Source organism: Micromonospora tarapacensis, from assembly GCF_019697375.1.
In the GTDB taxonomy this organism is placed as follows: domain Bacteria; phylum Actinomycetota; class Actinomycetes; order Mycobacteriales; family Micromonosporaceae; genus Micromonospora; species Micromonospora tarapacensis.
The window spans coordinates 3,633,311-3,654,044 of sequence record NZ_JAHCDI010000004.1 but is presented as its reverse complement, the minus strand read 5'-3'; the positions used below and the strand labels follow the sequence as shown (position 1 = coordinate 3,654,044).

The 20,734-nt window shown below is 73.4% G+C and carries 15 protein-coding genes and 3 pseudogenes; 14 read left to right on the top strand and 4 right to left on the bottom strand.

All coding sequences use genetic code 11. The annotated features are described in order from the left end of the window. Positions 1 to 187: 187 nt before the first annotated feature. The 6 genes from KIF24_RS22455 to mutM all read left to right on the top strand — a co-directional run bounded on the left by KIF24_RS22455 (position 188) and on the right by mutM (position 4,280). Complete coding sequence (locus KIF24_RS22455) at positions 188 to 685, top strand: hypothetical protein (protein WP_221085704.1); 498 nt, start codon at positions 188 to 190, stop codon at positions 683 to 685. Positions 686 to 804: 119 nt separating this feature from the next. After that, positions 805 to 1,368 carry a YceD family protein gene (locus KIF24_RS22450; protein WP_221085703.1) on the top strand — a complete coding sequence of 188 codons (564 nt, stop codon included), beginning with the start codon at positions 805 to 807 and terminating at the stop codon, positions 1,366 to 1,368. Between the two features lie 5 nt (positions 1,369 to 1,373). Next, on the top strand, positions 1,374 to 1,547 hold the full coding sequence (gene rpmF / locus KIF24_RS22445; protein ID WP_119573075.1) for a 50S ribosomal protein L32: 174 nt from the start codon (positions 1,374 to 1,376) through the stop codon (positions 1,545 to 1,547). Between the two features lie 129 nt (positions 1,548 to 1,676). After that, positions 1,677 to 2,618 carry a phosphate acyltransferase PlsX gene (locus tag KIF24_RS22440; protein WP_331461392.1) on the top strand — a complete coding sequence of 314 codons (942 nt, stop codon included), beginning with the start codon at positions 1,677 to 1,679 and terminating at the stop codon, positions 2,616 to 2,618. Continuing rightward, positions 2,615 to 3,430 (top strand): ribonuclease III, encoded by an 816-nt coding sequence (rnc, locus tag KIF24_RS22435; RefSeq protein WP_230415844.1) that lies wholly within the window; start codon positions 2,615 to 2,617, stop codon positions 3,428 to 3,430. The genes KIF24_RS22440 and rnc overlap by 4 nt, the downstream gene beginning before the upstream one ends. Then, positions 3,423 to 4,280 (top strand): bifunctional DNA-formamidopyrimidine glycosylase/DNA-(apurinic or apyrimidinic site) lyase, encoded by an 858-nt coding sequence (gene mutM, locus KIF24_RS22430; RefSeq protein WP_221085701.1) that lies wholly within the window; start codon positions 3,423 to 3,425, stop codon positions 4,278 to 4,280. Before rnc ends, mutM begins: the two co-directional genes overlap by 8 nt. A gap of 18 nt (positions 4,281 to 4,298) precedes the next feature. Here the strand turns inward: mutM and KIF24_RS22425 are convergent, their stop codons facing one another. Together KIF24_RS22425 and KIF24_RS35175 are read right to left on the bottom strand one after the other, a co-directional pair. Then, positions 4,299 to 5,192 carry an endo alpha-1,4 polygalactosaminidase gene (locus KIF24_RS22425; RefSeq protein WP_331461242.1) on the bottom strand — a complete coding sequence of 298 codons (894 nt, stop codon included), beginning with the start codon at positions 5,190 to 5,192 and terminating at the stop codon, positions 4,299 to 4,301. 160 nt (positions 5,193 to 5,352) lie between these two features. Continuing rightward, a pseudogene (locus tag KIF24_RS35175) lies at positions 5,353 to 6,731 on the bottom strand (CAP domain-containing protein). Between the two features lie 372 nt (positions 6,732 to 7,103). Between KIF24_RS35175 and KIF24_RS22410 the strand changes: the two are divergent. From KIF24_RS22410 to KIF24_RS22400, 3 genes and pseudogenes are all read left to right on the top strand, one after another. Further along, positions 7,104 to 7,298, top strand: coding sequence for a hypothetical protein (locus KIF24_RS22410; protein ID WP_111213647.1), 195 nt, complete (start codon positions 7,104 to 7,106; stop codon positions 7,296 to 7,298). Positions 7,299 to 7,574: 276 nt separating this feature from the next. Beyond that, positions 7,575 to 11,188: pseudogene (gene smc, locus KIF24_RS22405) on the top strand (chromosome segregation protein SMC). After that, entirely contained in the window at positions 11,188 to 11,814 is a 627-nt protein-coding gene (locus tag KIF24_RS22400) for an HAD-IA family hydrolase (protein WP_221085698.1), read from the top strand. The pseudogene smc and the gene KIF24_RS22400 overlap by 1 nt, the downstream one beginning before the upstream one ends. A gap of 51 nt (positions 11,815 to 11,865) precedes the next feature. On the opposite strand, the gene KIF24_RS22395 is transcribed toward KIF24_RS22400, so the two are convergent. Together KIF24_RS22395 and KIF24_RS22390 are read right to left on the bottom strand one after the other, a co-directional pair. Further along, a complete protein-coding gene (locus tag KIF24_RS22395; protein ID WP_221085697.1) occupies positions 11,866 to 12,387 on the bottom strand; it encodes a DinB family protein in 522 nt (173 codons plus the stop codon). Between the two features lie 133 nt (positions 12,388 to 12,520). After that, positions 12,521 to 14,230, bottom strand: coding sequence for an alkaline phosphatase D family protein (locus tag KIF24_RS22390; protein WP_221085696.1), 1,710 nt, complete (start codon positions 14,228 to 14,230; stop codon positions 12,521 to 12,523). A 150-nt stretch (positions 14,231 to 14,380) separates the two neighbouring features. On the opposite strand from KIF24_RS22390, the gene ftsY reads away from it, so the two are divergent. From ftsY to KIF24_RS22365, 5 genes and pseudogenes are all read left to right on the top strand, one after another. Continuing rightward, positions 14,381 to 15,571, top strand: coding sequence for a signal recognition particle-docking protein FtsY (ftsY, locus tag KIF24_RS22385; RefSeq protein WP_221085695.1), 1,191 nt, complete (start codon positions 14,381 to 14,383; stop codon positions 15,569 to 15,571). A gap of 6 nt (positions 15,572 to 15,577) precedes the next feature. Beyond that, the gene (locus KIF24_RS22380) at positions 15,578 to 16,441 is read left to right on the top strand and encodes a phosphotransferase (RefSeq protein ID WP_221085694.1); all 864 of its coding nucleotides are present in this window, start codon (positions 15,578 to 15,580) and stop codon (positions 16,439 to 16,441) included. A gap of 170 nt (positions 16,442 to 16,611) precedes the next feature. Then, complete coding sequence (locus KIF24_RS22375; RefSeq protein WP_221085693.1) at positions 16,612 to 17,985, top strand: ammonium transporter; 1,374 nt, start codon at positions 16,612 to 16,614, stop codon at positions 17,983 to 17,985. A gap of 26 nt (positions 17,986 to 18,011) precedes the next feature. Next, positions 18,012 to 18,350 carry a P-II family nitrogen regulator gene (locus tag KIF24_RS22370; protein ID WP_170147604.1) on the top strand — a complete coding sequence of 113 codons (339 nt, stop codon included), beginning with the start codon at positions 18,012 to 18,014 and terminating at the stop codon, positions 18,348 to 18,350. Positions 18,351 to 18,361: 11 nt separating this feature from the next. After that, positions 18,362 to 20,730, top strand: a pseudogene (locus KIF24_RS22365) ([protein-PII] uridylyltransferase). Positions 20,731 to 20,734 lie beyond the last annotated feature (4 nt).

Below are 20,734 nucleotides of genomic sequence, written 5' to 3'. Positions count from 1 at the left end.
TCGTGGTCCCGAGTTTCCGGTGGCGCCGGGCGGGCAGCATCGACGACGGATGCCGGGGTGTCGGCGACGCGCCGGAGCCGGGCGTGGGGTGGGCGGGGCGCGGGACGACATCATTGGGTGAGGCGGGAAACCGGCCGCAGCCCGCATGATGTAGGTCGGCCCGACGAACGACAGGAGTGAGGTACCGGTGGACCCGCTCGACCGCATCGACGAACTGATCGCCATCGTGGAGCAGGCGCGCTCCGTCCCGATGTCGCGCAACAACTGCATGGTCGACCGGGGCGAGATGATCGCGGCGCTCGACGAACTGCGCGCCGAGCTCCCGGCCGACCTGCGTCGGGCCGCCGCCCTGCTGGAGGAACGTGACAAGATCATGGAGGCCGGCAAGCGGGAGGCCGACCGGATCATCAGCGAGGGTGAGGCGGAACACGCCCGCCTGGTCTCGGTGAACGAGATCACCGTGTCCGCCGAGCACGAGGGCGCCCGGATCGTCGCCGAGGCGCGGGCCGAGGCACAGCGACTGCGTGAGGAGGTCGACGACTACGTCGACACCGCGCTGGCCAACTTCGAGCAGTTCCTCACCCGGGCGCTGGCCTCGATCGAGCGCGGCCGGGACAAGATGCACGCGCTGCGGGAGATCGGTACCTTCGCCGGTGACGAGGCTGAGCGGCCGTTGCCCTTCTGAGCGGTGTTGCCGCCGTCACCACCAGCGCCGACCGGGGCCGCTGGTCGCCCCCGGTTCGACGCTGGGGCGTCCGTCCAGGTAACCTCGTTTGTCGGCCTCTCACCGGCCGGAGTCTGACTATGCCCAAGCACTCACCCAGTTCACTCGACCCCAGGTCGCCGCTGGTCCTCGACACGAGGGACCTCCCGCGCCGGCCTGGTGCCTTGCGTACCCTCAAGCGGGTGGTCCCGGCGCCGTCGGACCTCGGCGTGGAATTGATCTTCGTGCCGGAGGGCGCGGGCCTCGACCTCGATCTGCGGATGGAGTCGGTCTCCGAGGGCGTGCTCGTGTCGGGGGCCGTCAGCGGTCCGATCCGGGGCGAGTGCGGGCGCTGCCTGCGCGAGATCAACGACTCGGTGACGGTGACGATCCAGGAGCTGTACGCATACGTGAACAGCACCACGGACGCCACCACCGAGTCGGACGAGGTCGGCCGAATGCAGGGAGACCTGATCGACCTGGAACCGGCGTTGCGGGACGCGGTGGTGCTCGCGCTGCCGACCAACCCGCTCTGCCGCCAGGACTGCCCGGGCCTGTGCCCCGAATGTGGGGTGCACCGGGACGATCTGCCGGCCGAGCACAGTCACCAGCAGATCGACCCGCGTTGGGCGGGCCTGTCGCAACTGACCCGTACAGAGGAGTAAGAACCGTGGCCGTCCCCAAGCGCAAGATGTCGCGCAGCAACACCCGGTCCCGCCGGGCGAACTGGAAGGCCGCGGCGGTCGCGACCGTGGCCTGCCCGCAGTGCAAGTCGGCGAAGCTGCCGCACACCGCGTGCTCCGTCTGCGGCACCTACAACGGTCGCCAGGTCCTCGAGGTCTGACCCGGGTACCGAGTGACGTCTCCGACCACGGGTCGGGTGACGCGCACCTCCCGGCGATCGCCCGCTGCTCCCGCCGACGCCGGCCGGCTCTCCCCGGCCGGCGTCGGGGCGGAGCCGGGCACCGCACGGATCGCCGTTGACCTCCTCGGCGGGGACGAAGCTCCCGCCGTCGTGGTGGACGGCGCTCTGCGGGCGGTGCGCGCCGACTCGGACCTGCATCTGCTGCTCGTCGGCCCCCCGGAGGTGGCCGGCGCGCTGATCGACGCCCTCGATCCGGCGCAACGCGCCCGGATCGCGGTTCGACCTGCCCACGCCGTCGACGATCCCAGCGCCGCCCGGGCCGAGACCACCGTCCGGACTGCCGTCGCCGCTCTCCGCGCCGGCCAGGCCGACGCGCTGGTCTCCGCCGGGTCCACCGGCGCTACCGTCACCGCCGCCGCCCTCGGCCTCGGTCGCTGGCCGGAGGTCCGCCGCCCGGCACTCGCCGCCACCCTGCCCGCCGTCGCCGGACCAGTCGTGCTGCTCGACGTGGGCGGCTCGCTGGAGCCGAGCCCGGCCGCACTGACCCGGCACGCCATGCTCGGTGCCGCCTACGCCGCGCTCGCCTACGGGGTGGCCGCGCCCCGGGTCGGGCTGCTCTCCGTGGGCACCGAGCCGGGCAAGGGCGACCGGGCCCGCCGGCTGGCCGACCCCATGCTCAACACGGCCGCCCTGCCCGGCGACGCCCGCTACATCGGCCTGGTCGAAGGGTACGACGTCTGCCTCGGCACCCGCGCCGATGTGGTGGTCACCGACGGCTTCACCGGTAACGTGCTGCTCAAGGCGGTCGAGGGCGCGTACGCCATGGCCGGCGGGTCGCCTCCCGGCGGTGGCGCGCCCCGGGCGGCAGCCCTGCTCGGAGTGGCCGGGACGGTGGTGGTCTGCCACGGGGCCGCCCGCGCCGACGACATCGCCTCCGGCATCGCCCTGGCCGCCCAGCTGTGGCGGCGGGACGCCACCCACCGGGTCGCCGCGCTGCTCGCCGGGGACCGCACCGATCGCACCACCGACACCGAGGTACCCACACCATGAGCATTGACAAGCGCCGGCGGCCCTCGATCGGGCACCTGGAGGCCGCCTTCGGCGTGTCACTGGACCCGGAACTGCTGGAGCGGGCGCTCACCCACCGCTCGTACGCGTACGAGAACGGCGGCCTGCCCACCAACGAGCGGCTGGAGTTCCTCGGCGACTCGGTGCTGGGCGTGGTGATCACTACGGCGCTCTTCGAGAACCACCCCGATCTGCCGGAAGGGCAGCTGGCCAAGCTGCGGGCGAGCGTGGTCAACATGCGCGCGCTCGCCGACGTGGCGCGCGGGCTGGGCCCGGACGGTCTCGGCCAGTACCTGCTGCTCGGCAAGGGCGAGGAGACCACCGGCGGCCGGGACAAGGCGAGCATCCTGGCCGACACCCTGGAGGCGCTGCTCGGTGCGATCTACCTCCAGTACGGGCTGGACACCGCCGCCATCGTGATCCACCGGCTGTTCGACCCGCTGATGGCCGATTCGGCCGGTCGGGGCGCCGCGCTGGACTGGAAGACCAGCCTCCAGGAGTTGACCGCGGCGCTCGGTCTCGGCGTCCCGGAGTACCGGATCGAGGGAACCGGGCCGGATCATCTGAAGACGTTCACGGCGTGGGTGGTGGTCGCCGGCAACCGGTACGGCGGTGCCGAGGGACGCAGCAAGAAGGAGGCCGAGCAGCGTGCGGCGGAGGCTGCCTGGCGGACCCTCACCGAGCCGGCCGCCGAGGGCCCGGCGGAGGCGGTCGACGGCCGGGTGGACGCGGCGACCGGTGACGTGCCGCCGGACGTGACCGCCGAGGTCGAGGCCCAGGCGCACCGTGCCTGAGCTGCCCGAGGTGGAGACCGTCCGGCAGGGGCTGGCCCGCTGGGTCAGCGGTCGCCGGATCTCCTCCGTCGAGGTGCGTCATCCCCGGGCGGTGCGCCGGCACGCGCCCGGCGGCACCCACTTCGCCGATGTCCTGGCCGGCCGGACCGTGCTCGACGTGCGGCGGCGTGGCAAGTACCTCTGGCTGCCGCTGGACAGCGGTGACGCGGTGGTCGGCCATCTCGGGATGTCCGGGCAGTTGCTGCTGCAACCCGCCGCCGCGGCCGACGAGACGCACCTGCGGGTGCGGTTCCGCTTCGACGACGGCGGCCCCGAGCTGCGCTTCGTCGATCAGCGGACGTTCGGCGGGCTGTCGGTCAGCGAGGGCGGTGGCGCGTTGCCGGCGGAGATCGCGCACATCGCCCGGGATCCGCTGGATCCGGAGTTCTCCGACGCGGAGTTCGTCGCCGCGCTGCGCCGGCGGCGAACCGAGGTCAAGCGGGCGTTGCTCGACCAGAGCCTGATCTCCGGAGTGGGCAACATCTACGCCGACGAGGCGCTGTGGCGGGCGGGACTGCACGGCATCCGGCCCACCGACGCGCTGACCGGCCCGGCCGCCCGGCGGCTGCTCGCGCACGTGCGGGACGTGCTCGGCGAGGCGATCACCGCGGGCGGCACCAGCTTCGACGCCCTCTACGTCAACGTCAACGGTGAGAGCGGCTACTTCGACCGGTCGCTGAACGCGTACGGCCGCGAGGGGCAGCCCTGCCACCGCTGCGGCGCGTCGATCCGCCGCGAGGCGTTCATGAACCGGTCGTCGTACAGCTGCCCGCGCTGTCAGCCGCGGCCCCGGGCCGTGCTGCGCGGCTGATCGCGGCGAGCCGGCGCCTCAGGGCGCCGGGCAGGGCAGCCGCCAGGCGTCGAGGATGCGGTTCTTGCGGATGGAGGCGAAGCCGTAGCCGACGCTGGTCACACAGAAGTCGGTGGTGGCGCCGGTGTACTCGACGTGGAAGACCGGCTTGCCGGCGTCGGCGAAGGGCAGCAGCTTGTCGCACTGCGTCAGCCGTACGCACTCCTCGTTGACCGCGAAGTCGAAGTCCGGTGCCAGCGCGGCGACCTGCCGCAGGTTGCCGAGCAGGCCGGGGGAGAGATCGAGCGACCGGGCCAGGGTGGCGGCCCGGCGGTTGAACGTCAACTGGTCGTCGAACTCCAGCGGAAAGCCGGAGCGCCGGTCGTAGCCGTCGGCGTCGGCGAACACCACGGCGCCGAACCCCTTGCCGCGGCAGAGCCGGAACCGGTCGGCCAGCACCGGCCGCACGATGTCCCACCGGCGTACGTCCAGCCAGCTGCGCCCGGTGCCGGCCGCCGCGGCACCGCGTACCTGTGCGGGGTACCGGCTCTCGTCCGGGTCGCTGCGGTGGACCGACCCGACGTGCACCTGGCAGACCAGCCGGCGGTCCCGGGAGCGCAGCTCGGCGGTCTGCGCCGCGGTGGTGTCGACCGGGTCGAGGACGAACACCTCGGCCTCGACCTCCGGGTCCAGCACCCCGTCCAGCTGCCACTGCCACTGCCAGTGCCGGGCCGAGGCGGCCGGCCAACCGGTCGGCGCGCCGGGCGGGGCGAGGTCCGGCCGGCAGCCGGCCAGCGCGGCGAGCAGCGCGAGCGCGAGACCGGCCGGCAGTGTCCGGCAGCTGCCCCGTGCCGGTTGCCCGCCCAGGCCGATCCGCATCGCCAGCTCCGCAGGTCGCGGGTCGGCACCGGGCCGCCCGAGCCGGTACGCCACGCCCCGGCGCACCTCACCCGGTCAAACGAGCGCGGACCCGACCAGGATTCGCGGTCGGCCCTGGCGAAGCGGCGACCGGGCGCGCCGGCGGCCCGGTCGCAACGGCGCCGGGCAGTCCGGTACGAGGTCAGTCCAGCGCGGGGTCAGCGCGGGGCGGGGGTCAGCGCGGGGCGGCGAAGACCTGCGTCCAGTACGGCCCGTTGCTGCTCGCCACGCCGACGCCGATCTCGGTGAAGGCGCAGTTCAGGATGTTGTCCCGGTGCCCTTCGCTGTTCATCCAGGCGTCCATCACGGCGGCCGGCGTCTGCTGGTTCCAGGCCACGTTCTCGCCGTAGGTGCGCCAGGCGTACCCGACGCGGTCGATCCGGTCGCCGGGATCGCTGCCGTCGCTGCCGGTGTGCGACATGTCCTGGTGGTCGGCCTGGTCCTGGCTGTGCCGCTGTGCCGCGGTGGTCAGCTTCTCGTCGATGCTCAGCGCGCCGCAGCCGGCCTTCGCCCGCTCCGCGTTGACCAACTCGACGACCTGGGCTGCCTCGGAGGTGGCCGTGCTGGAGGGGGATGGGCTGGCCGAGGTGCCACGGCTCGGGCTGCCCTGGCGCTCGGTGCCCTGCCGGGAGGCCGCCGTGCTGCGTGCGGGGGCGGGCTTGGGCTTGGCCGTCCGGCTCGGCGACGGCGACGGCGACGTGCTGCTGGGGGAGATGCTCGGGCTCGGGCTCGGGCTGTCGAGCGCGTCGAGGAGGATCGCCTCGTCCGGCTCGGGCTGGGCCGGTGCGGTGGCGACGGGGGCCTCGCCGGCGGTGGTGTTCGTCGGGGTGTCGTCACCGGGCAGGGCGAGTGCCGCGACGCCGAGGCTCACCACGAGGGTGGCGGCCGCGGCGGCGCCGCCCATGAGCAGGGGCGCGGCAGCCGGCGGGACCGCCGACCGGCCGGGGCCGTCCCGCCGTCCCGCTTGTCGATCCCGGCCACGTCATGGCGTTCGGTGTCCGGCACGCGGTAGGGGGACCGGACACCCGGTAGGCCGTAGCCGCCGGGCTGATCGTCGTACTGCCGGCCGGCGTCGTACGGAGCGGCGTCGTACGGGCCGGCGTCGTACGGGCCGGCGTCGTATGGAGCGGCCGGCGGCGTCGCGTGGCGTCCGGCCCAGTCCATCGGGTGGACGGCCGTCCGGTCGTCGGCGGTGCCGGCCGCAGCGGTGGGCTCCTCGACCGACCAGTCGTCGGCGGCCGGCCCGTAGTGCCCGCCTGCCGGCTCGACGGCCCGGTGGTGCCGGCCGTCGTGGTGGTACTGGTCGTCGCGGTAGCGCCGGCCCCCGTGCTCCCGGAAGGCGGCGTCGGGCTGCTCCCGGAAGGAGGCGTCGGGCTGCCACTGCTCGGTCGGCTGGTCGCGGTACCACCGGTCGGACGGGCTCGCCGCCTCGTCGCCGAACAGGTACGACGACCGTGGCACCGGTCGGTCGGTCAGCCAGGCCGGGTCATCGGTCGGCGGTTCCGGTCGCCGGGAGCGGCCCTCCGGGTCGATCGGATCGTTCCAGCCGTGCACGCCTGTCGCCTCCACGGGTCGGTTAGTGGCCGGGGTGACGCTACGCATCGGGGTCGAGCAGCAGCAACGTGGCTAAGGAAGAGTTAAGGCGAGGCTGTCCGTCCGGGTGAGGTGTTCGGCGTTTCGCCAGCGTAGAGTCGGGGCGTCCGGACAGAGCGTGTCCGCGCCTCGTGGCAGCCTCCCGGTGAGGGGTACGGCCGACGCCGAGATGATCTACGGCCTGCGGGAACTTGACGAAGCAGGGGCTGTCGGCTCAATATGGAGATGTCGCCAGTCGCGCCCGGCCATGCCCAGAATTCGTGGGAATGATAGTCGCGTTCACAGGGGCGCGCGTTGGCCGGCCTCTCCGGCAGCGCATATCAAGGAGTCAAAATGGCGAAGGCCCTCTTCGGCCACGTAGGTGCAGCGCCCGACCGGCGGCTGCTCGACGAGGTCACCCGACTGCGTGCCAGGGTTCAGTCACTGGAGTTCGAGGTCACCCGGCTGCGTGCTGAGAACGATCGGCTCGCGGCGGCTGCGGCGGAGGCGGACGATCTGCTCCGTCTGGCCGAGCCCGCGCTGACCTGACCTGACTGGTCGCCACCGAGCGACTGATCCCAACCGGCTCGCCACAACCGAATAGCAGCACCGCACAAAGCGCGCCGACACGATGTGCCGGCGCGCAGCTCTGTGCGGACCGGTTCGACATGGCCGTTCGGTGCGCAGGCGAAGACCGGGCGGTGCGGGACCGCCGGCAGGTGGGTCGTGTCGCGTGCCCCACCCGGTATCGGGTTAGTCTGCGGGTTTACCAGGGTCCGCGCAGCCGGGCAACGGTACGGCGGCCACCGGACGAGGATCGAGAAGGTGCATCTCAAGAGCCTGACGGTGAAGGGCTTCAAGTCCTTCGCCTCCGCGACGACGCTCAAGCTGGAGCCGGGGATCACCTGCGTGGTGGGCCCGAACGGCTCCGGCAAGTCCAACGTCGTCGACGCCATCGCCTGGGTGCTCGGCGAGCAGGGTGCGAAGGCGTTGCGCGGCGGCAAGATGGAGGATGTCATCTTCGCCGGCACCGCCGGCCGGGCCCCGCTGGGCCGGGCCGAGGTGACCCTCACCATCGACAACACCGACGGTGCCCTGCCGATCGAGTACACCGAGGTCTCCATCACCCGCCGGATGTTCCGCTCCGGCGAGAGCGAGTACGAGATCAACGGCGATTCCTGCCGCCTGCTCGACATCCAGGAGCTGCTGTCGGACTCCGGCATCGGCCGGGAGATGCACATCATCGTCGGGCAGGGCCGGCTCGATGGGATGCTGCACGCCAAACCGGAGGACCGGCGCGCGTTCATCGAGGAGGCGGCCGGCGTCCTCAAGCACCGCAAGCGCAAGGAAAAGGCGCTGCGCAAGCTCGACGCGATGCAGACGAACCTCAACCGGCTGACCGACCTCACCGCCGAGTTGCGCCGCCAGCTCAAGCCGCTCGGCCGGCAGGCCGAGGTGGCCCGCCGGGCCGCGGTGATCCAGGCCGGCCTGCGCGACGCCCGGCTGCGGCTGCTCGCCGACGACCTCGCCACCCTGCGGACGACGCTGGACCGGGAGATCGCCGACGAGACCGCGCTGCGGCAGCGGCGCGAACAGGTGGAGGCCGAGCACGAGCAGGTGCAGTCCCGCCTCGGCGAGCTGGAGGAGGCGCTGGCGACCGACGCTCCGCTGCTGGCCGCCGCCCAGGACACCTGGTACAAGCTCTCCGCGTTGCAGGAGCGTTTCCGCTCGACCGAGCAACTCGCGGTGGAGCGGCTGCGGCATCTGAGCGCGACTCCCGACGACGAGCGCCCGGGTCGGGATCCGGACCAGTTGGAGGCCGAGGCCGAACGGGTCCGCGAGCAGGAGGAGGAGCTGCGCGCGGCGCTCACCGACGATCAGGTCCGCCTGGCCGAGGCGGTCGAGCACCGCCAGGAGCTGGAACGGCAGCTCGCCGCCGCGGAGCGGAGCTGGTCGCCGCCGCGAAGGCGATCGCCGACCGGCGGGAGGGGCTGGCCCGGCTGACCGGGCAGGTGAACTCCGCGCGGGCGCGGACCACCAGCGCCGGTGAGGAGATCGAACGGCTCGCCGCCGCGCACGCCGACGCGTCGGCCCGGGCCGAGCGGGCCCAGTCCGACCTGGACGCGGTCGCCGAGCAGTCCACCGAGGCGGACCGCGACAACGCCGACCTGGACGCCCGGCACGACGAGGCGGTGGCCGTCCAGGAACGGGCGCAGGCGACGGTCCGGTCCCTGTCCGACGCCGAACGGGCGGCGGAGAAGGACGCCGCCACCTGGAAGGCCCGTGAGGAGGCGCTCGCCCTCGGCCTGCGCCGCAAGGACGGTGCCGGGGCGTTGCTGGCCCGCGCCGACCAGGTGCCCGGTCTGCTGGGCGGCCTCGCCGGCCTGCTCACGGTCGCCGCGGGCCATGAGGCGGCGCTCGCCGCCGCGCTCGACGGGCTGGCCGACGCGGTGGCGGTCACCGGCGTGGACGAGGCCGTCGAGGCGATGCGCCTGCTGAAGATCTCCGACGCCGGGCGCGCCGGGCTGCTGGTGGGCAGTCCCGCCGGGCCGGGGATGTCCGGTTCGGTCGACGCGTTGCGACCGAAGCTGCCCGACGGTGCCCACTGGGCACCCGACCTGGTCGACTGCGACGCGCGGATCCGTCCCGCGGTGCATCGGGCGCTGCGCGACGTGGTGCTTGTCGACGACCTGTCCGCCGCCGCCGAGGTGGTCGCCGGCAATCCCGAGTTGCGGGCGGTCACCCGGGAGGGTGACGTGGTCGGCGCCTACGCGGCAGCCGGTGGGTCGGCCAAGGCGCCCAGCTACATCGAGGTGCAGGCGGCCGTCGAGGAGGCCCGGGCCAACCGGCTGGCGGCCGAGCGGTCCAGCGCCGAGCTGCGGGAGCAACTGGTCGAGGCACGGGCGGCGGTCGCGGTCGCCAAGGAGGCGGTGCAGCACGCCGCCGCCGCCAAGCGGGAGGCGGAGAGCCACCGCAACGCCGCCGCCCGGCGGCTGGCCGAGCTGGGTGCCGCGGCCCGGTCGGCGAAGGCGGAGACCGACCGGCTGGGCGAGTCCCGTTCCCGCGCCGAGACGGCCCGGGAGCGGGACCTGACGGCGCTGGCCGAGTTGGAGGAGCGGCTGCGGCTGGCGGAGGTGACCCCGGTGGACGCCGAGCCCTCCACCGACGAACGGGACCAGCTCGCCGCGATGGTGCCGCAGGCCCGGCAGAACGAGATGGAGGTCCGGCTCGCGGTGCGTACCGCCGAGGAGCGGGTCGCGTCGATCGCCGGGCGGGCCGACTCGCTGCGCCGTCAGGCCATCGCCGAGCGGGCGGCGCGGGAGCGGGCCGTGGCACGGCGGGCGGCCCGGACCCGGGGCGCGACCGTCGCCCGAGCCGTCGCCGGCGGCGCGCGGGAGGCGTTGGCCAGGCTGACCACCAGCATCGACCAGGCCGGGCAGCACCGGGACGCGGTGGCCCGTGAGCGGGCCACCCGCGAGGCGGAACTGCAGGAGGTGCGGGCCGCCGCGAAGCGGCTCGGCGGGGAGTTGGAGCGGCTCACCGGCCAGGTGCACCGGGACGAGGTCGCCCGCGCCGAGCAGCGGCTGCGGATCGAGCAGTTGGAGGCCAAGGCCGCCGAGGACTTCGGCCTGACCGTGGAGACGCTGATCGCCGAGTACGGCCCGGGCCAGCCGGTGCCCCCGACCGACGCCGAGGTGGCCGCCGCGGAACGGGACGGCCTGCCGGTGCCGGAGCCGGTCCGCTACGAGCGGCCGGTGCAGGAGAAGCGGGCCGCGAAGTCCGAACGGGAACTGGCCCTGCTGGGCAAGGTCAACCCGCTGGCGCTGGAGGAGTTCGCCGCGTTGGAGGAACGGTACAAGTTCCTCGCCGAGCAGCTGGAAGACCTCAAGGCGACCCGCCGGGATCTGCTCACCGTGGTCAAGGACGTCGACGAGCGGATCCTGGAGGTCTTCGCCACCGCCTTCGCCGACACCGCCCGGGAGTTCGAGCAGGTCTTCACCGTGCTGTTCCCCGGCGGCGAGGGCCGGCTGGTGCTCACCGACCCGGACGACCTGCTGACCACCGGCGTCGAGGTCGAGGCCCGCCCGCCCGGAAAGAAGATCAAGCGGCTGTCGCTGCTCTCCGGCGGTGAGCGGTCGCTGACGGCGGTGGCGATGCTGGTGGCGATCTTCCGCGCCCGGCCCAGCCCGTTCTACATCATGGACGAGGTGGAGGCGGCCCTCGACGACGTGAACCTGGGCCGGCTCATCATGCTGCTGGCCCAGCTGCGGGAGAAGAGTCAGTTGATCGTCATCACCCACCAGAAGCGGACCATGGAGGTCGCCGACGCGCTGTACGGCGTGACCATGCGCGGCGGGGTGACCCAGGTGATCAGCCAACGGCTCAACCGGGCCGACGGGGACGACGAGCGGCAGCGCCGCGGCGAGGAGAACGGGTAGTGGCTCGGGAACGCGCGACGGCGCTCCTGGTGGATTTCGACGGGGTGCTGCGGCGCTGGGATCCGGCGGTCGCGGCCGGCGTCGAGCGGGAGTACGGCCTCACCGCGGGAGTGCTCGGTGAGATCGCCGCGCAGTGGGGGTGGCTGCAACCGGCGCTCACCGGCCGGATCAGCCATGCCGACTGGATGACCAGCGTGGCGGACGCGCTCACCCAGTCGGTGGGCGACGCCGGGCGGGCCCGTGCGGCGGTGGCGCAGTGGCAGCGGTACCGCGGTGAGGTCGACCCGGACGTGCTGGCGTTCGTCCGCCAGGCGCGGGCGGCCGGCATCCGGGTCGGACTCGGCACCAACGCCACCGACCTGCTCGACGCCGACCTGGCCGCGCTCGACCTGACCGGCGAGCTGGACGTGGTGGTCAACTCCTCGGTCATCGGGGTGCACAAGCCGGCTCCGGAGTACTTCCAGGCCGCCTGCGCGGCGCTGGAGACGCCGCCGGCCCGGGTGCTCTTCGTCGACGACGAGGACCGGGCCGTCCGCGGCGCCCGGGTGGCGGGTCTGTCCGCGTACCGCTGGACCGGGCCGGCCGACCTGCGCTACCTGCGGGCCGTACTGGCGCCGGCCGGCTGACGGCCGATCGGGACGCGGCGGTCGTGGCCGGAGCCGATCAGCTGCGACCGGTCACGCGCCGGTGACGCCGTCGATGCGTTCCCGGATCAGGTCGGCGTGCCCGTTGTGGCGCGCGTACTCCTCGATCAGGTGGACGTAGACCCAGCGCAGGTTGAACGTCCGTCGCTTCGGGCCGATCTCGGTGAAGGTCTCGTCGAGCGACCGGCCGGCGACGGCGGCGCGGGCCAGCTCGACCTCCCGGTGGTAGGTGGCGAGGTCGGCCTCGGCGTCGGCGGCGCCGACGTCGAAGTCGGCGTCCGGGTCCTCCTCCGAGCCGTAGGGATAGTCGACGGCCGCACCGGCGAAGCTCTCCCGGAACCACCAGGCCTCCACCTCGGCCAGGTGTCGCACCAGCCCGAGCAGGGTGAGCCCGGAGGGTTCGACGCTTGCGGCGCGCAACTGGTCGGCGGTCAGGCCCGCGCACTTGAGCAGCAGGGTCTGCCGTTGATAGTCGAGCCAGCCGTCGAGCATGGTGCGCTCGTCGCCGACGTACGGTTCGGGGGTTCGGGTGATCTCCGGTGCTCGCCAGTTCATCCGGCCATCCTGGCCGGAGGTCCGACAATCGGCGACTCGTTTGTTCCGTCCCCCGGGTCCCGGAGGCCGGTGCGGATCACGCGGTGGCGCTCCGCCGGACGGTGTCCGCGCGGGGGCCGCGTATCAGCGGTGCTCAGCCGGGCCCGGCGAGCCGGTGCCGGGCCACCTCGCGCAGGTGGCCGTCGCTGGTGGTGCCCTCGATGCTCACCTCGGCGCCACGGCCGGCGTGGGTGAGCGTCGCCACCGCGTTGCCGAAGTACGGCCCGGCCAGCCGTCGCCACCTCACCAACGGACGGCGCACCCCGGCCGTGCGGGCCAGCGCGCGGGCCGCCCCGGCCGCTCCGCGCGCCCAGCCGAGCCGCATCAGCGGGCGCATCCCGGCCGGCACCTGGTTGTGGATCGGCGAGCAGGTGAGCTGGTGCACCGGTGTGTGGACGGTCGAGTCGGCGAACCGGGCCCGGGCCACGTACGAGTGGTGCACGTCACCGGAGAGCACGCTGATCGATGCCGGCGGCGGATACGCCGGACCGGCGCCCTTGCGGTCGTCGGGCGTGCCGGGGTCGCCGCTGCCGAGCCGGGCGAACAGCGCGCCGAGGGCGTCGAACGAGCGGCGGAACGCGCCCCAGTGCTCCAGGTCGAGCGCGCGGCGCAGCCGTTCCCCCAGCCCGGCGACCCAGGGCCGGGCCGAGTCGGCCAGCTTCTCGTTCCACGCCTCGACGTGGTGGATGCCGGGCGGCAGCAGCCAGGGCAGCGAGGAACCGACCACCAGATGGTCGTAGCTGCCGTGGGCGCGGTCGACGAACCACGACCACTCGCCGGGCGGCAGCATCGCCCGCCGGCCCGGCACCAGCACCCGGCTGCACCGGCTGTCCAGCATCACCAGCCGGGTCCGGCCCAGGTCGAGCGCGTAGCTCCACTGGTACTGCACCGCGCGCCAGCGTTCGGTGTCGTGGGCCAGGTCCGCCTCCAGGTCGACCCGGGCACCGAACTCGCGCAGCACCTCGGTGGCGTCCTCGGCCGTCCTCACCTTGGCGAAGACCGGATCAGCCGCGATCTCGTCCGGGGACAGGTTGCCCAGGTGCTGGTACACCCAGTAGGAGGCCAGGCCGCTGGCGATCCGCTCGCCCCACCAGGTCTGCTCCCGCATCTCGGCCCGCCAGGCGGCCGAGGTGTTCCAGTCGTCGATGATCTCGTGATCATCGAAGATCATCACGCTCGGTACGGTGGAGAAGAGCCAGCGGATCTCCGGGTCGCCCCACGACTCCAGATAGAGCTTGGTGTACTCGTCGAAGCTCACCACCTGGTCGCCGGGCGCGCCCTTGGGGCGGCGCCGGCGGCGGCGCAGCAGCCGCTTCACGGTGGGCGAGGTCTCGTCGGCGTAGACCTGGTCGCCGAGCAGCAGCAGCAGGTCTGGCAGGGCCGCCGGGTCGGGGTCGGCCAGCACCCGCCGGGCGTACGCGTCGAGCGCGTCCGGCGGCAGCTTGCGGGTGGTGGCGTGCTGGGTGGTCTCCCGGCAGGAACCGAAGAGCAGGCGGACCGGCTGGTCCCGGTCGTCGGCGGCACGGGTGCGGATCACGCTGGGCGGAAACCGGCTGTCCGGCGGCGGCCAGGCCACCTGGTCGTCGACCAGCACCTGGTACGGGGAGGTGCTGTCCGGGACGAGTCCGTCGACCACCACGAGGGCGTAGTGGTGCTCGTACGCGGTGAAGGTGGGCGCGCTTCCGGCGGCGCCGTCGGCCGTGCGGACGGTGACCACCGCCGGTGCCGTGGTCTCGACCCAGACGGTGGCGCGAGTGCCGACGACCCGGCGTAGCAGGGGGCCGATGAGCAGCTCGGCGGGCATGCGGAACCTCCAGGTGAGAGAGCTTCATCCTGCCGTACCCGGCCGGCGGCGCCGGCACCGCCGACTGTGGCCGAGACTACTGCCGCGTCCCGGGCGGATGCCGGCAGCGGTGGCTGAGACGCGGTCGCCCGCATCTGACAGGATTCCGGCATGACGGAATACCTCCTCATCGCTCTCGCCCTGCTCGGCGTGCTGATCCTCGGCGGCATCGGGCTGGTCGTGCCGCGGCTGCGTCGCCGGCCGGAGCCGCCGCTGCCGCGTGCGGAGGTCGACACCCGGGCCGAGGAGGACCTGGCCGGGCCGCCGGTGCAGGCACCGGAGGCCGACCTGTCCACCGGTGTCCTGGTCGAGCCGGCACCGACCGTCGAGGCGCCGGCACCGACCGTCGAGGTGCCCGAGCCGACCGCCGGACGGCTGGTGCGGCTGCGGTCGCGGCTGTCCCGCTCGCAGAACGTCTTCGGCAAGGGGCTGCTCGGGCTGCTCAGCCGGGACCGGCTCGACGAGGACGTCTGGGAGGAGATCGAGGACAGCCTGATCACCGCCGACGTGGGGGTCGACGCCACCCGGGAGATCGTCGACCGGCTGCGGGAGCGGACCCGGGTGCTGGGCACCCGGTCCGTCGCCGAGCTGCGCACCCTGCTCGCCGCCGAGCTGGTCGACGCCCTCGACCCGGGGCTGGACCGCTCCCTGCACACCGCGCCGAAGGAGGGCGTGCCGGCGGTGCTGCTCGTCGTCGGTGTCAACGGCGCAGGCAAGACCACCACCTGCGGCAAGATCGCCCGGGTGCTCATCGCCGACGGCCGCAGCGTGCTGCTCGGTGCCGCCGACACCTTCCGGGCCGCCGCCGCCGACCAGCTGGAGACCTGGGCCGGTCGGGTCGGCGCCGAGACGGTCCGCGGCCCGGAGGGCGCCGACCCGGCCAGCGTCGCCTTCGACGCGGTCAAGCGGGGCATCGAGACCGGCGTCGACACGGTCCTGGTCGACACCGCCGGCCGGCTCCAGAACAAGATCGGCCTGATGGACGAGCTGGGCAAGGTCAAGCGGGTGGTGTCCCGACACGGACCGATCGACGAGACACTGCTGGTGCTCGACGCCACCACCGGCCAGAACGGCCTGGAGCAGGCCCGCGTCTTCACCGAGGTGGTCGACGTCACCGGGGTGGTGCTGACCAAGCTCGACGGCACGGCCAAGGGGGGCATCGTGATCGCGGTGCAGCGCAAACTCGGCATCCCGGTGAAGTTGGTGGGCCTCGGCGAGGGCCCCGACGACCTGGCACCGTTCGACCCGGCGCAGTTCGTCGACGCGCTGCTGGGCACCGAAACCTCCGGTCCGACCGCGTAACCTCGAGTGACCAGAGACGATCGCGCGTACGCGGGCTGGCGCGACCCGAGCCAACCGTCGCAGCGCCTCGGGAGACCGTACGTGACTTCGCAGGAGATCCCCCTGCACGGCGGGAACGTGAGCACCGTGGTGCGGGTGGGCGACACGGTGCGGCGCAACGCCGGGCCGTGGACGCCGTCGGTGCACGCCCTGCTGCGTCACCTGGAGTACGTCGGGTTCACCGGTGCTCCCCGCGCCCTCGGCATGGACGAGCGCAACCGGGAGGTGCTGTCGTACCTGGAGGGGGAGTGCGGGGAGTACCCGCTGGCCCGGCACTGGGTCACCGACGAGGCACTGGTCACCGTCGCCACCATGCTGCGGATGTTCCACGACGCCCAGTACGGCTTCGTCCCGCCGGCACAGGCGGTGTGGCGCTCCTTCGGCCCGCCGCCGCCGGACACCGAGGTCATCTGCCATCACGACGCGGCGCCGCACAACGTGATCTGGCGGCCGGACGGCACCCTCGGCCTGATCGACTTCGACCTCGCCTCACCGGGGGCGCGGATCTACGACGTGGCGTACGCGGCGTGGACCTGGGTGCCGATCTTCTCGGACCGGGATTCGATCACCCTCGGCTGGAAGCATCCGGACCGGCCCCGCCGGCTGCGGCTCTTCGCCGACGCGTACGGGCTGATTCCGCGCGACCGGCACCGGTTGATCCGGACCATCCGCAAGCGGATCGTCGACCACGTGGAGGGCATCCGCCGGATGGCCGCGGCGGGGGAGCCGGCCTTCGTCCGGATCGTGCACAAGGGGCACCTGCGCCGGCCGATGCGGGATCTGCGGCTGCTCGACTACGAGCGGCATGCCCTCGAGTACGCCCTGCGTTGATCCGACGGGGCATCGATCCACACCAAATGGCCGATCCGCCCCCCACCAAGTCGCTGATGCGAGGGGCGTTCTTCACACGTCCGAAACAAGCCGTCACAGTTCGGAAACCAGCTGGGGACCCTGGGCGAAACAGCGGACTACCAGGCTTCCGCGCAACCGGCGTACGGGCGATGCTGCGCGGTGCCGGGAGGGAGGAAAACAACCCGAGAGGAGGCAGCGTGCCGGAGCTAGATTCTGGTGCCACCGCCTGGATTTTGACTTCTGCCGCGCTGGTGTTGCTCATGACGCCCGGCCTGGCGCTCTTCTACGGCGGCATGACGCGATCCAAGTCCGTGCTCAACATGATGATGATGAGCTTCGGTGCAATCGGCCTGGTCAGTTTGTTGTGGGTGTTCTACGGCTACAGCATCGCGTTCGGTGAGGACGTCGGCGGGATCACCGGTGATCTCTCCGCCGCGGGGCTACGCGGGATGCTGGAGAGCGGCACCGAAGGGGGCATCCCCGACCTGCTGTTCGCCGGCTTCCAGCTGATGTTCGCCGTGATCACCGTTGCACTGATCAGTGGCGCGATCGCCGACCGGGCCAAGTTCGGCCCGTGGCTGCTCTTCGCCGGCCTGTGGGCCACCCTGGTCTACTTCCCGGTGGCGCACTGGGTGTGGGGCGGCGGCTGGATCTTCGAGCTGGGCGTGCTCGACTTCGCCGGCGGCACCGCCGTGCACATCAACGCCGGTGCCGCGGCGCTGGCGCTGGCGCTGGTGCTCGGTCGGCGGGTCGGCTGGCCGAAGGACAAGTTCAAGCCGCACAACCTACCGATGGTGCTGCTCGGCGCGGGCCTGCTGTGGTTCGGCTGGTTCGGGTTCAACGCCGGCTCGGCCCTCGCGGCCAACGGCACCGCCGCGGTCTCGTTCATCAACACTCAGGTGGCCACCGCCGCGGCGGTGCTCGGCTGGCTGCTGGTGGAGAAGATCCGTGACGGCAAGCCGACCACCCTCGGTGCGGCGTCCGGCGCCATCGCCGGTCTGGTCGCCATCACCCCGGCCTGCGCCTTCCTGGAGCCGCTCGGTGCCATCGCGCTCGGCGTCATCGCCGGTGTCGTCTGTGCCCTGGCGGTAGGCCTCAAGTACCGCCTCAAGTACGACGACTCGCTCGACGTGGTGGCCGTGCACATGGTCGGCGGCATCATCGGCTCGCTGCTCATCGGCTTCCTGGCCATCGAGGTGCTGGCCGGTGAGGGCAACAACGGTCTGCTCTACGGCGGCGGCATCGCGTTGCTGGGCAAGCAGGCGCTCGGTTCGGTCGCCGTGCTGGCCTACTCGTTCGTGGTCGCGTACCTCATCGGCTTCGCGATCGAGAAGACCATCGGCTTCCGCGCCAGCGCGGACGCGGAGGTCGACGGCATCGACAACGCCGAGCACGCGGAGAGCGCGTACGAGTTCAGCACCACGGGTGGTGGTGGCGGCGGTGCGTTCGCCGCCGCGGGCATCGCTGCGTCGGCCACGCCGAAGGAGACCACCGAACCGGTAAGCGAAAAGGTCGCCGGCTAACGTTCTGCGGAATGGAGGGGTTGGACATGAAGCTGGTGACCGCGGTCATCAAGCCGCACCAGTTGGACGCCGTCAAGGAGGCCCTGCACACGCTGGGCGTGGCCGGGCTGACCGTGAGCGAGGTCCAGGGCTACGGACGGCAGAAGGGCCACACCGAGGTCTACCGGGGCGCCGAGTACACCGTCGAGTTCCTGCCCAAGATCCGGGTCGAGGTGCTCACCGACGAGATCGACGTCGAGAAGATCGTCGACGCCGTCGTCGGGGCGGCCCGGACGGGCAAGATCGGTGACGGCAAGGTCTGGGTGACCGGTGTCGAGGAGGTCGTCCGGGTACGTACGGGCGAACGCGGCCTGGACGCCCTGTAGGAACATCATCGATGACCTCGTTGACCAGTAGGGCGGCCTCGGAACCCTCCGACAGCGCCGACCTCCTGGTCAACGAGGTCGTCGGCGTACCGGCCGGGATCGGCGCGACGGCGCGTCGATCCCGGGCCGACGTGTACGACGCCTGGCTGGCCGGGCTGCTGCCCGCCCGGACGGGCGTCGCGCTGGTCGCGGTGGGCGGGCTGGGCCGGCGGCAGTGCGCCCCCACGGCGACCTCGACCTGGTGCTGGTGCACGCCGGGGTGCCCGCGATCGACGAGCTGGCCGCCGCGCTGTGGTACCCGATCTGGGATGCCGGCCTGCGGTTGGACCATTCCGTGCGGACCGTCGCCGAGGCGCTGTCGGTCGCCCAGGACGACGTCAAGGTGGCCCTCGGGCTGCTCGACGCCCGGCTCGTCGCCGGTGACCCCGAACTCGCCGACACGCTGGTGCGCAGTGCCACCGACCACTGGCGGCGCACGGCCGTACGCCAGCTCGCCCCGCTGCGGGAGAGCACCGCCGCCCGCTGGCAGGCCCATGGTGAGCTGGCCTTCCTGCTGGAGGGTGACCTCAAGGAGGCGGCCGGCGGGCTGCGCGACGTCGGCATCCTGCGTGCCATCGCCACCGCCGGGATCACCGATGCGCTGCGTCCCGCGGTGCACGCGGCGCACCGGCGGCTGCTGGACACCCGCGACGCGCTGCACCAGCAGGTCGGCCGGCGGATCGACCGGCTGCTCGCCCAGGAACGCGACGGGGTGGCCGCCCTGCTCGGGCTGCGGCTCACCCCGCCCGACGTCGGGCCGCCCGAACCCCGACCCGGCTCGCCCGACGACCCGGCCCGGCCCGGCGCGGCCGATGCCGCGCTCCGGCCCGGCGACGGCGACGGCGACGCCCTGCTACGGCGGGTGGCCGGCGACGCCCGCACCGTCAGTCATGCGCTCGACGACGCCTTCCGGGCTGCCGACCGGCTGCGTTCCGGCCGCCGCCGGGGCGCCGACGGGCGGCCGGTGCGGCGGCCGGTCGCCCGGGACGTGGTGGAGCACGACGGCGAGTTGGTGCTGGCCCGCACCGCCATCGGCGCCCGCCCCGACGCCAGCCTGTCGCTGCGGGTGGCGGCCGCCGCGGCGGCCACCGGGTTGCCGATCGCCCGGGCCACCTGTGAGTGGCTGGCCGCGTACTGCCCGCCGCTGCCGACCCCTGGCCGGCCGAGGCCCGGTCCGCCCTGACCACGTTGCTGGGCGCCGGCGCGGGCCTGCTCCCGGCCTGGGAGACGTGCGACCGGTACGGGCTGATCGACGGCTGGCTGCCCGAGTGGACCCGGCTGCGCAGCCTGCCCCAGCACAATCCGGTGCACCGGTTCACCCTCGACCGGCACCTGGTGCAGACCGCCTTCGAGGCCGGCCGGCACACCCGCGAGGTCGACCGGCCCGACCTGCTGCTGCTCGGCGCCTTTCTGCACGACATCGGCAAGGGGCTCGCCGGGGACCACTCGCGCGTCGGTGCGCCGATCGCCGAGGCGGTGGCGGCCCGGATCGGCCTGCCCGCGCCCGAGGCCGCGTTGATCGGCACGCTGGTCCGGCTGCACCTGCTGCTGCCCGAGGTGGCCACCCGCCGCGATCTTTCCGATCCGGTCACCATCGCCCGGGTGGCCGAGGCGGTCGGCGACGTGACCACCCTCGACCTGCTGTACGCGCTGGTCCGCGCCGACGCCGCGGCCACCGGTCCGGCCGCCTGGTCGGACTGGAAGGGGCGGCTGGTCGCCGAGCTGGTCGCCCGGGTCCGCACCACGCTCGACACCGGTGACGTACCCGCACCACCGGCACCGGACCCGGCGCTGGTGGCCGGGCCGCTGCCGGTCGTACACCTGACCGGGGACCGGGTGGCCGTGGCCGCGGCCGACCGGCGGGGCCTGCTCGCGACGGTGGCCGGCTGCCTGGCGCTGCACCGGCTGGAGGTGCTCGCCGCCGACGCCTCGACGGTGGACGGCCGGGCGCTGGTCGAGTGCCGGGTGCAGCCGCGTTACGGGCTGGCACCGGATCCGGTGGCGCTCAGCGCGGACCTGCGCCGCGCGGTCGGCGGCGACGTGTCGGTGACCCAGCGGCTGCGCGGAGGGCCCTGGCCGCACGGGGGCCGGGGCCGAGCCGCGGGTGGTCTGGCACCGCGACGCCGCCACGGACGCGGTGCTGCTGGAGCTGCGGGCCGCCGACGCCGCCGGTCTGCTCTACCGGGTGACCAGCGCGCTGGACGCGGTCGGCGCGCAGGTCCGGGCGGCCCGGATCGCCACGCTCGGTGGCGACGTGGTGGATGCCTTCTACCTCGTCGGCCCGTGGCCCTCCGATGCCGAGCGCGACCGGTTGGAGGCGGCCGTCCTCGCCGCCGTCTGAGCCC

Coding starts and splice junctions, on each gene's coding strand:
- KIF24_RS22450 (WP_221085703.1), top strand. CDS start 805: ATGCCCAAGCACTCACCCAGTTCACTCGACCCCAGGTCGCCGCTGGTC.
- rnc (WP_230415844.1), top strand. CDS start 2,615: ATGAGCATTGACAAGCGCCGGCGGCCCTCGATCGGGCACCTGGAGGCC.
- KIF24_RS22410 (WP_111213647.1), top strand. CDS start 7,104: ATGGCGAAGGCCCTCTTCGGCCACGTAGGTGCAGCGCCCGACCGGCGG.
- KIF24_RS22395 (WP_221085697.1), bottom strand. CDS start 12,387: ATGAACTGGCGAGCACCGGAGATCACCCGAACCCCCGAACCGTACGTC.
- KIF24_RS22390 (WP_221085696.1), bottom strand. CDS start 14,230: ATGCCCGCCGAGCTGCTCATCGGCCCCCTGCTACGCCGGGTCGTCGGC.
- ftsY (WP_221085695.1), top strand. CDS start 14,381: ATGACGGAATACCTCCTCATCGCTCTCGCCCTGCTCGGCGTGCTGATC.
- KIF24_RS22375 (WP_221085693.1), top strand. CDS start 16,612: ATGCTGCGCGGTGCCGGGAGGGAGGAAAACAACCCGAGAGGAGGCAGC.
- KIF24_RS22370 (WP_170147604.1), top strand. CDS start 18,012: ATGAAGCTGGTGACCGCGGTCATCAAGCCGCACCAGTTGGACGCCGTC.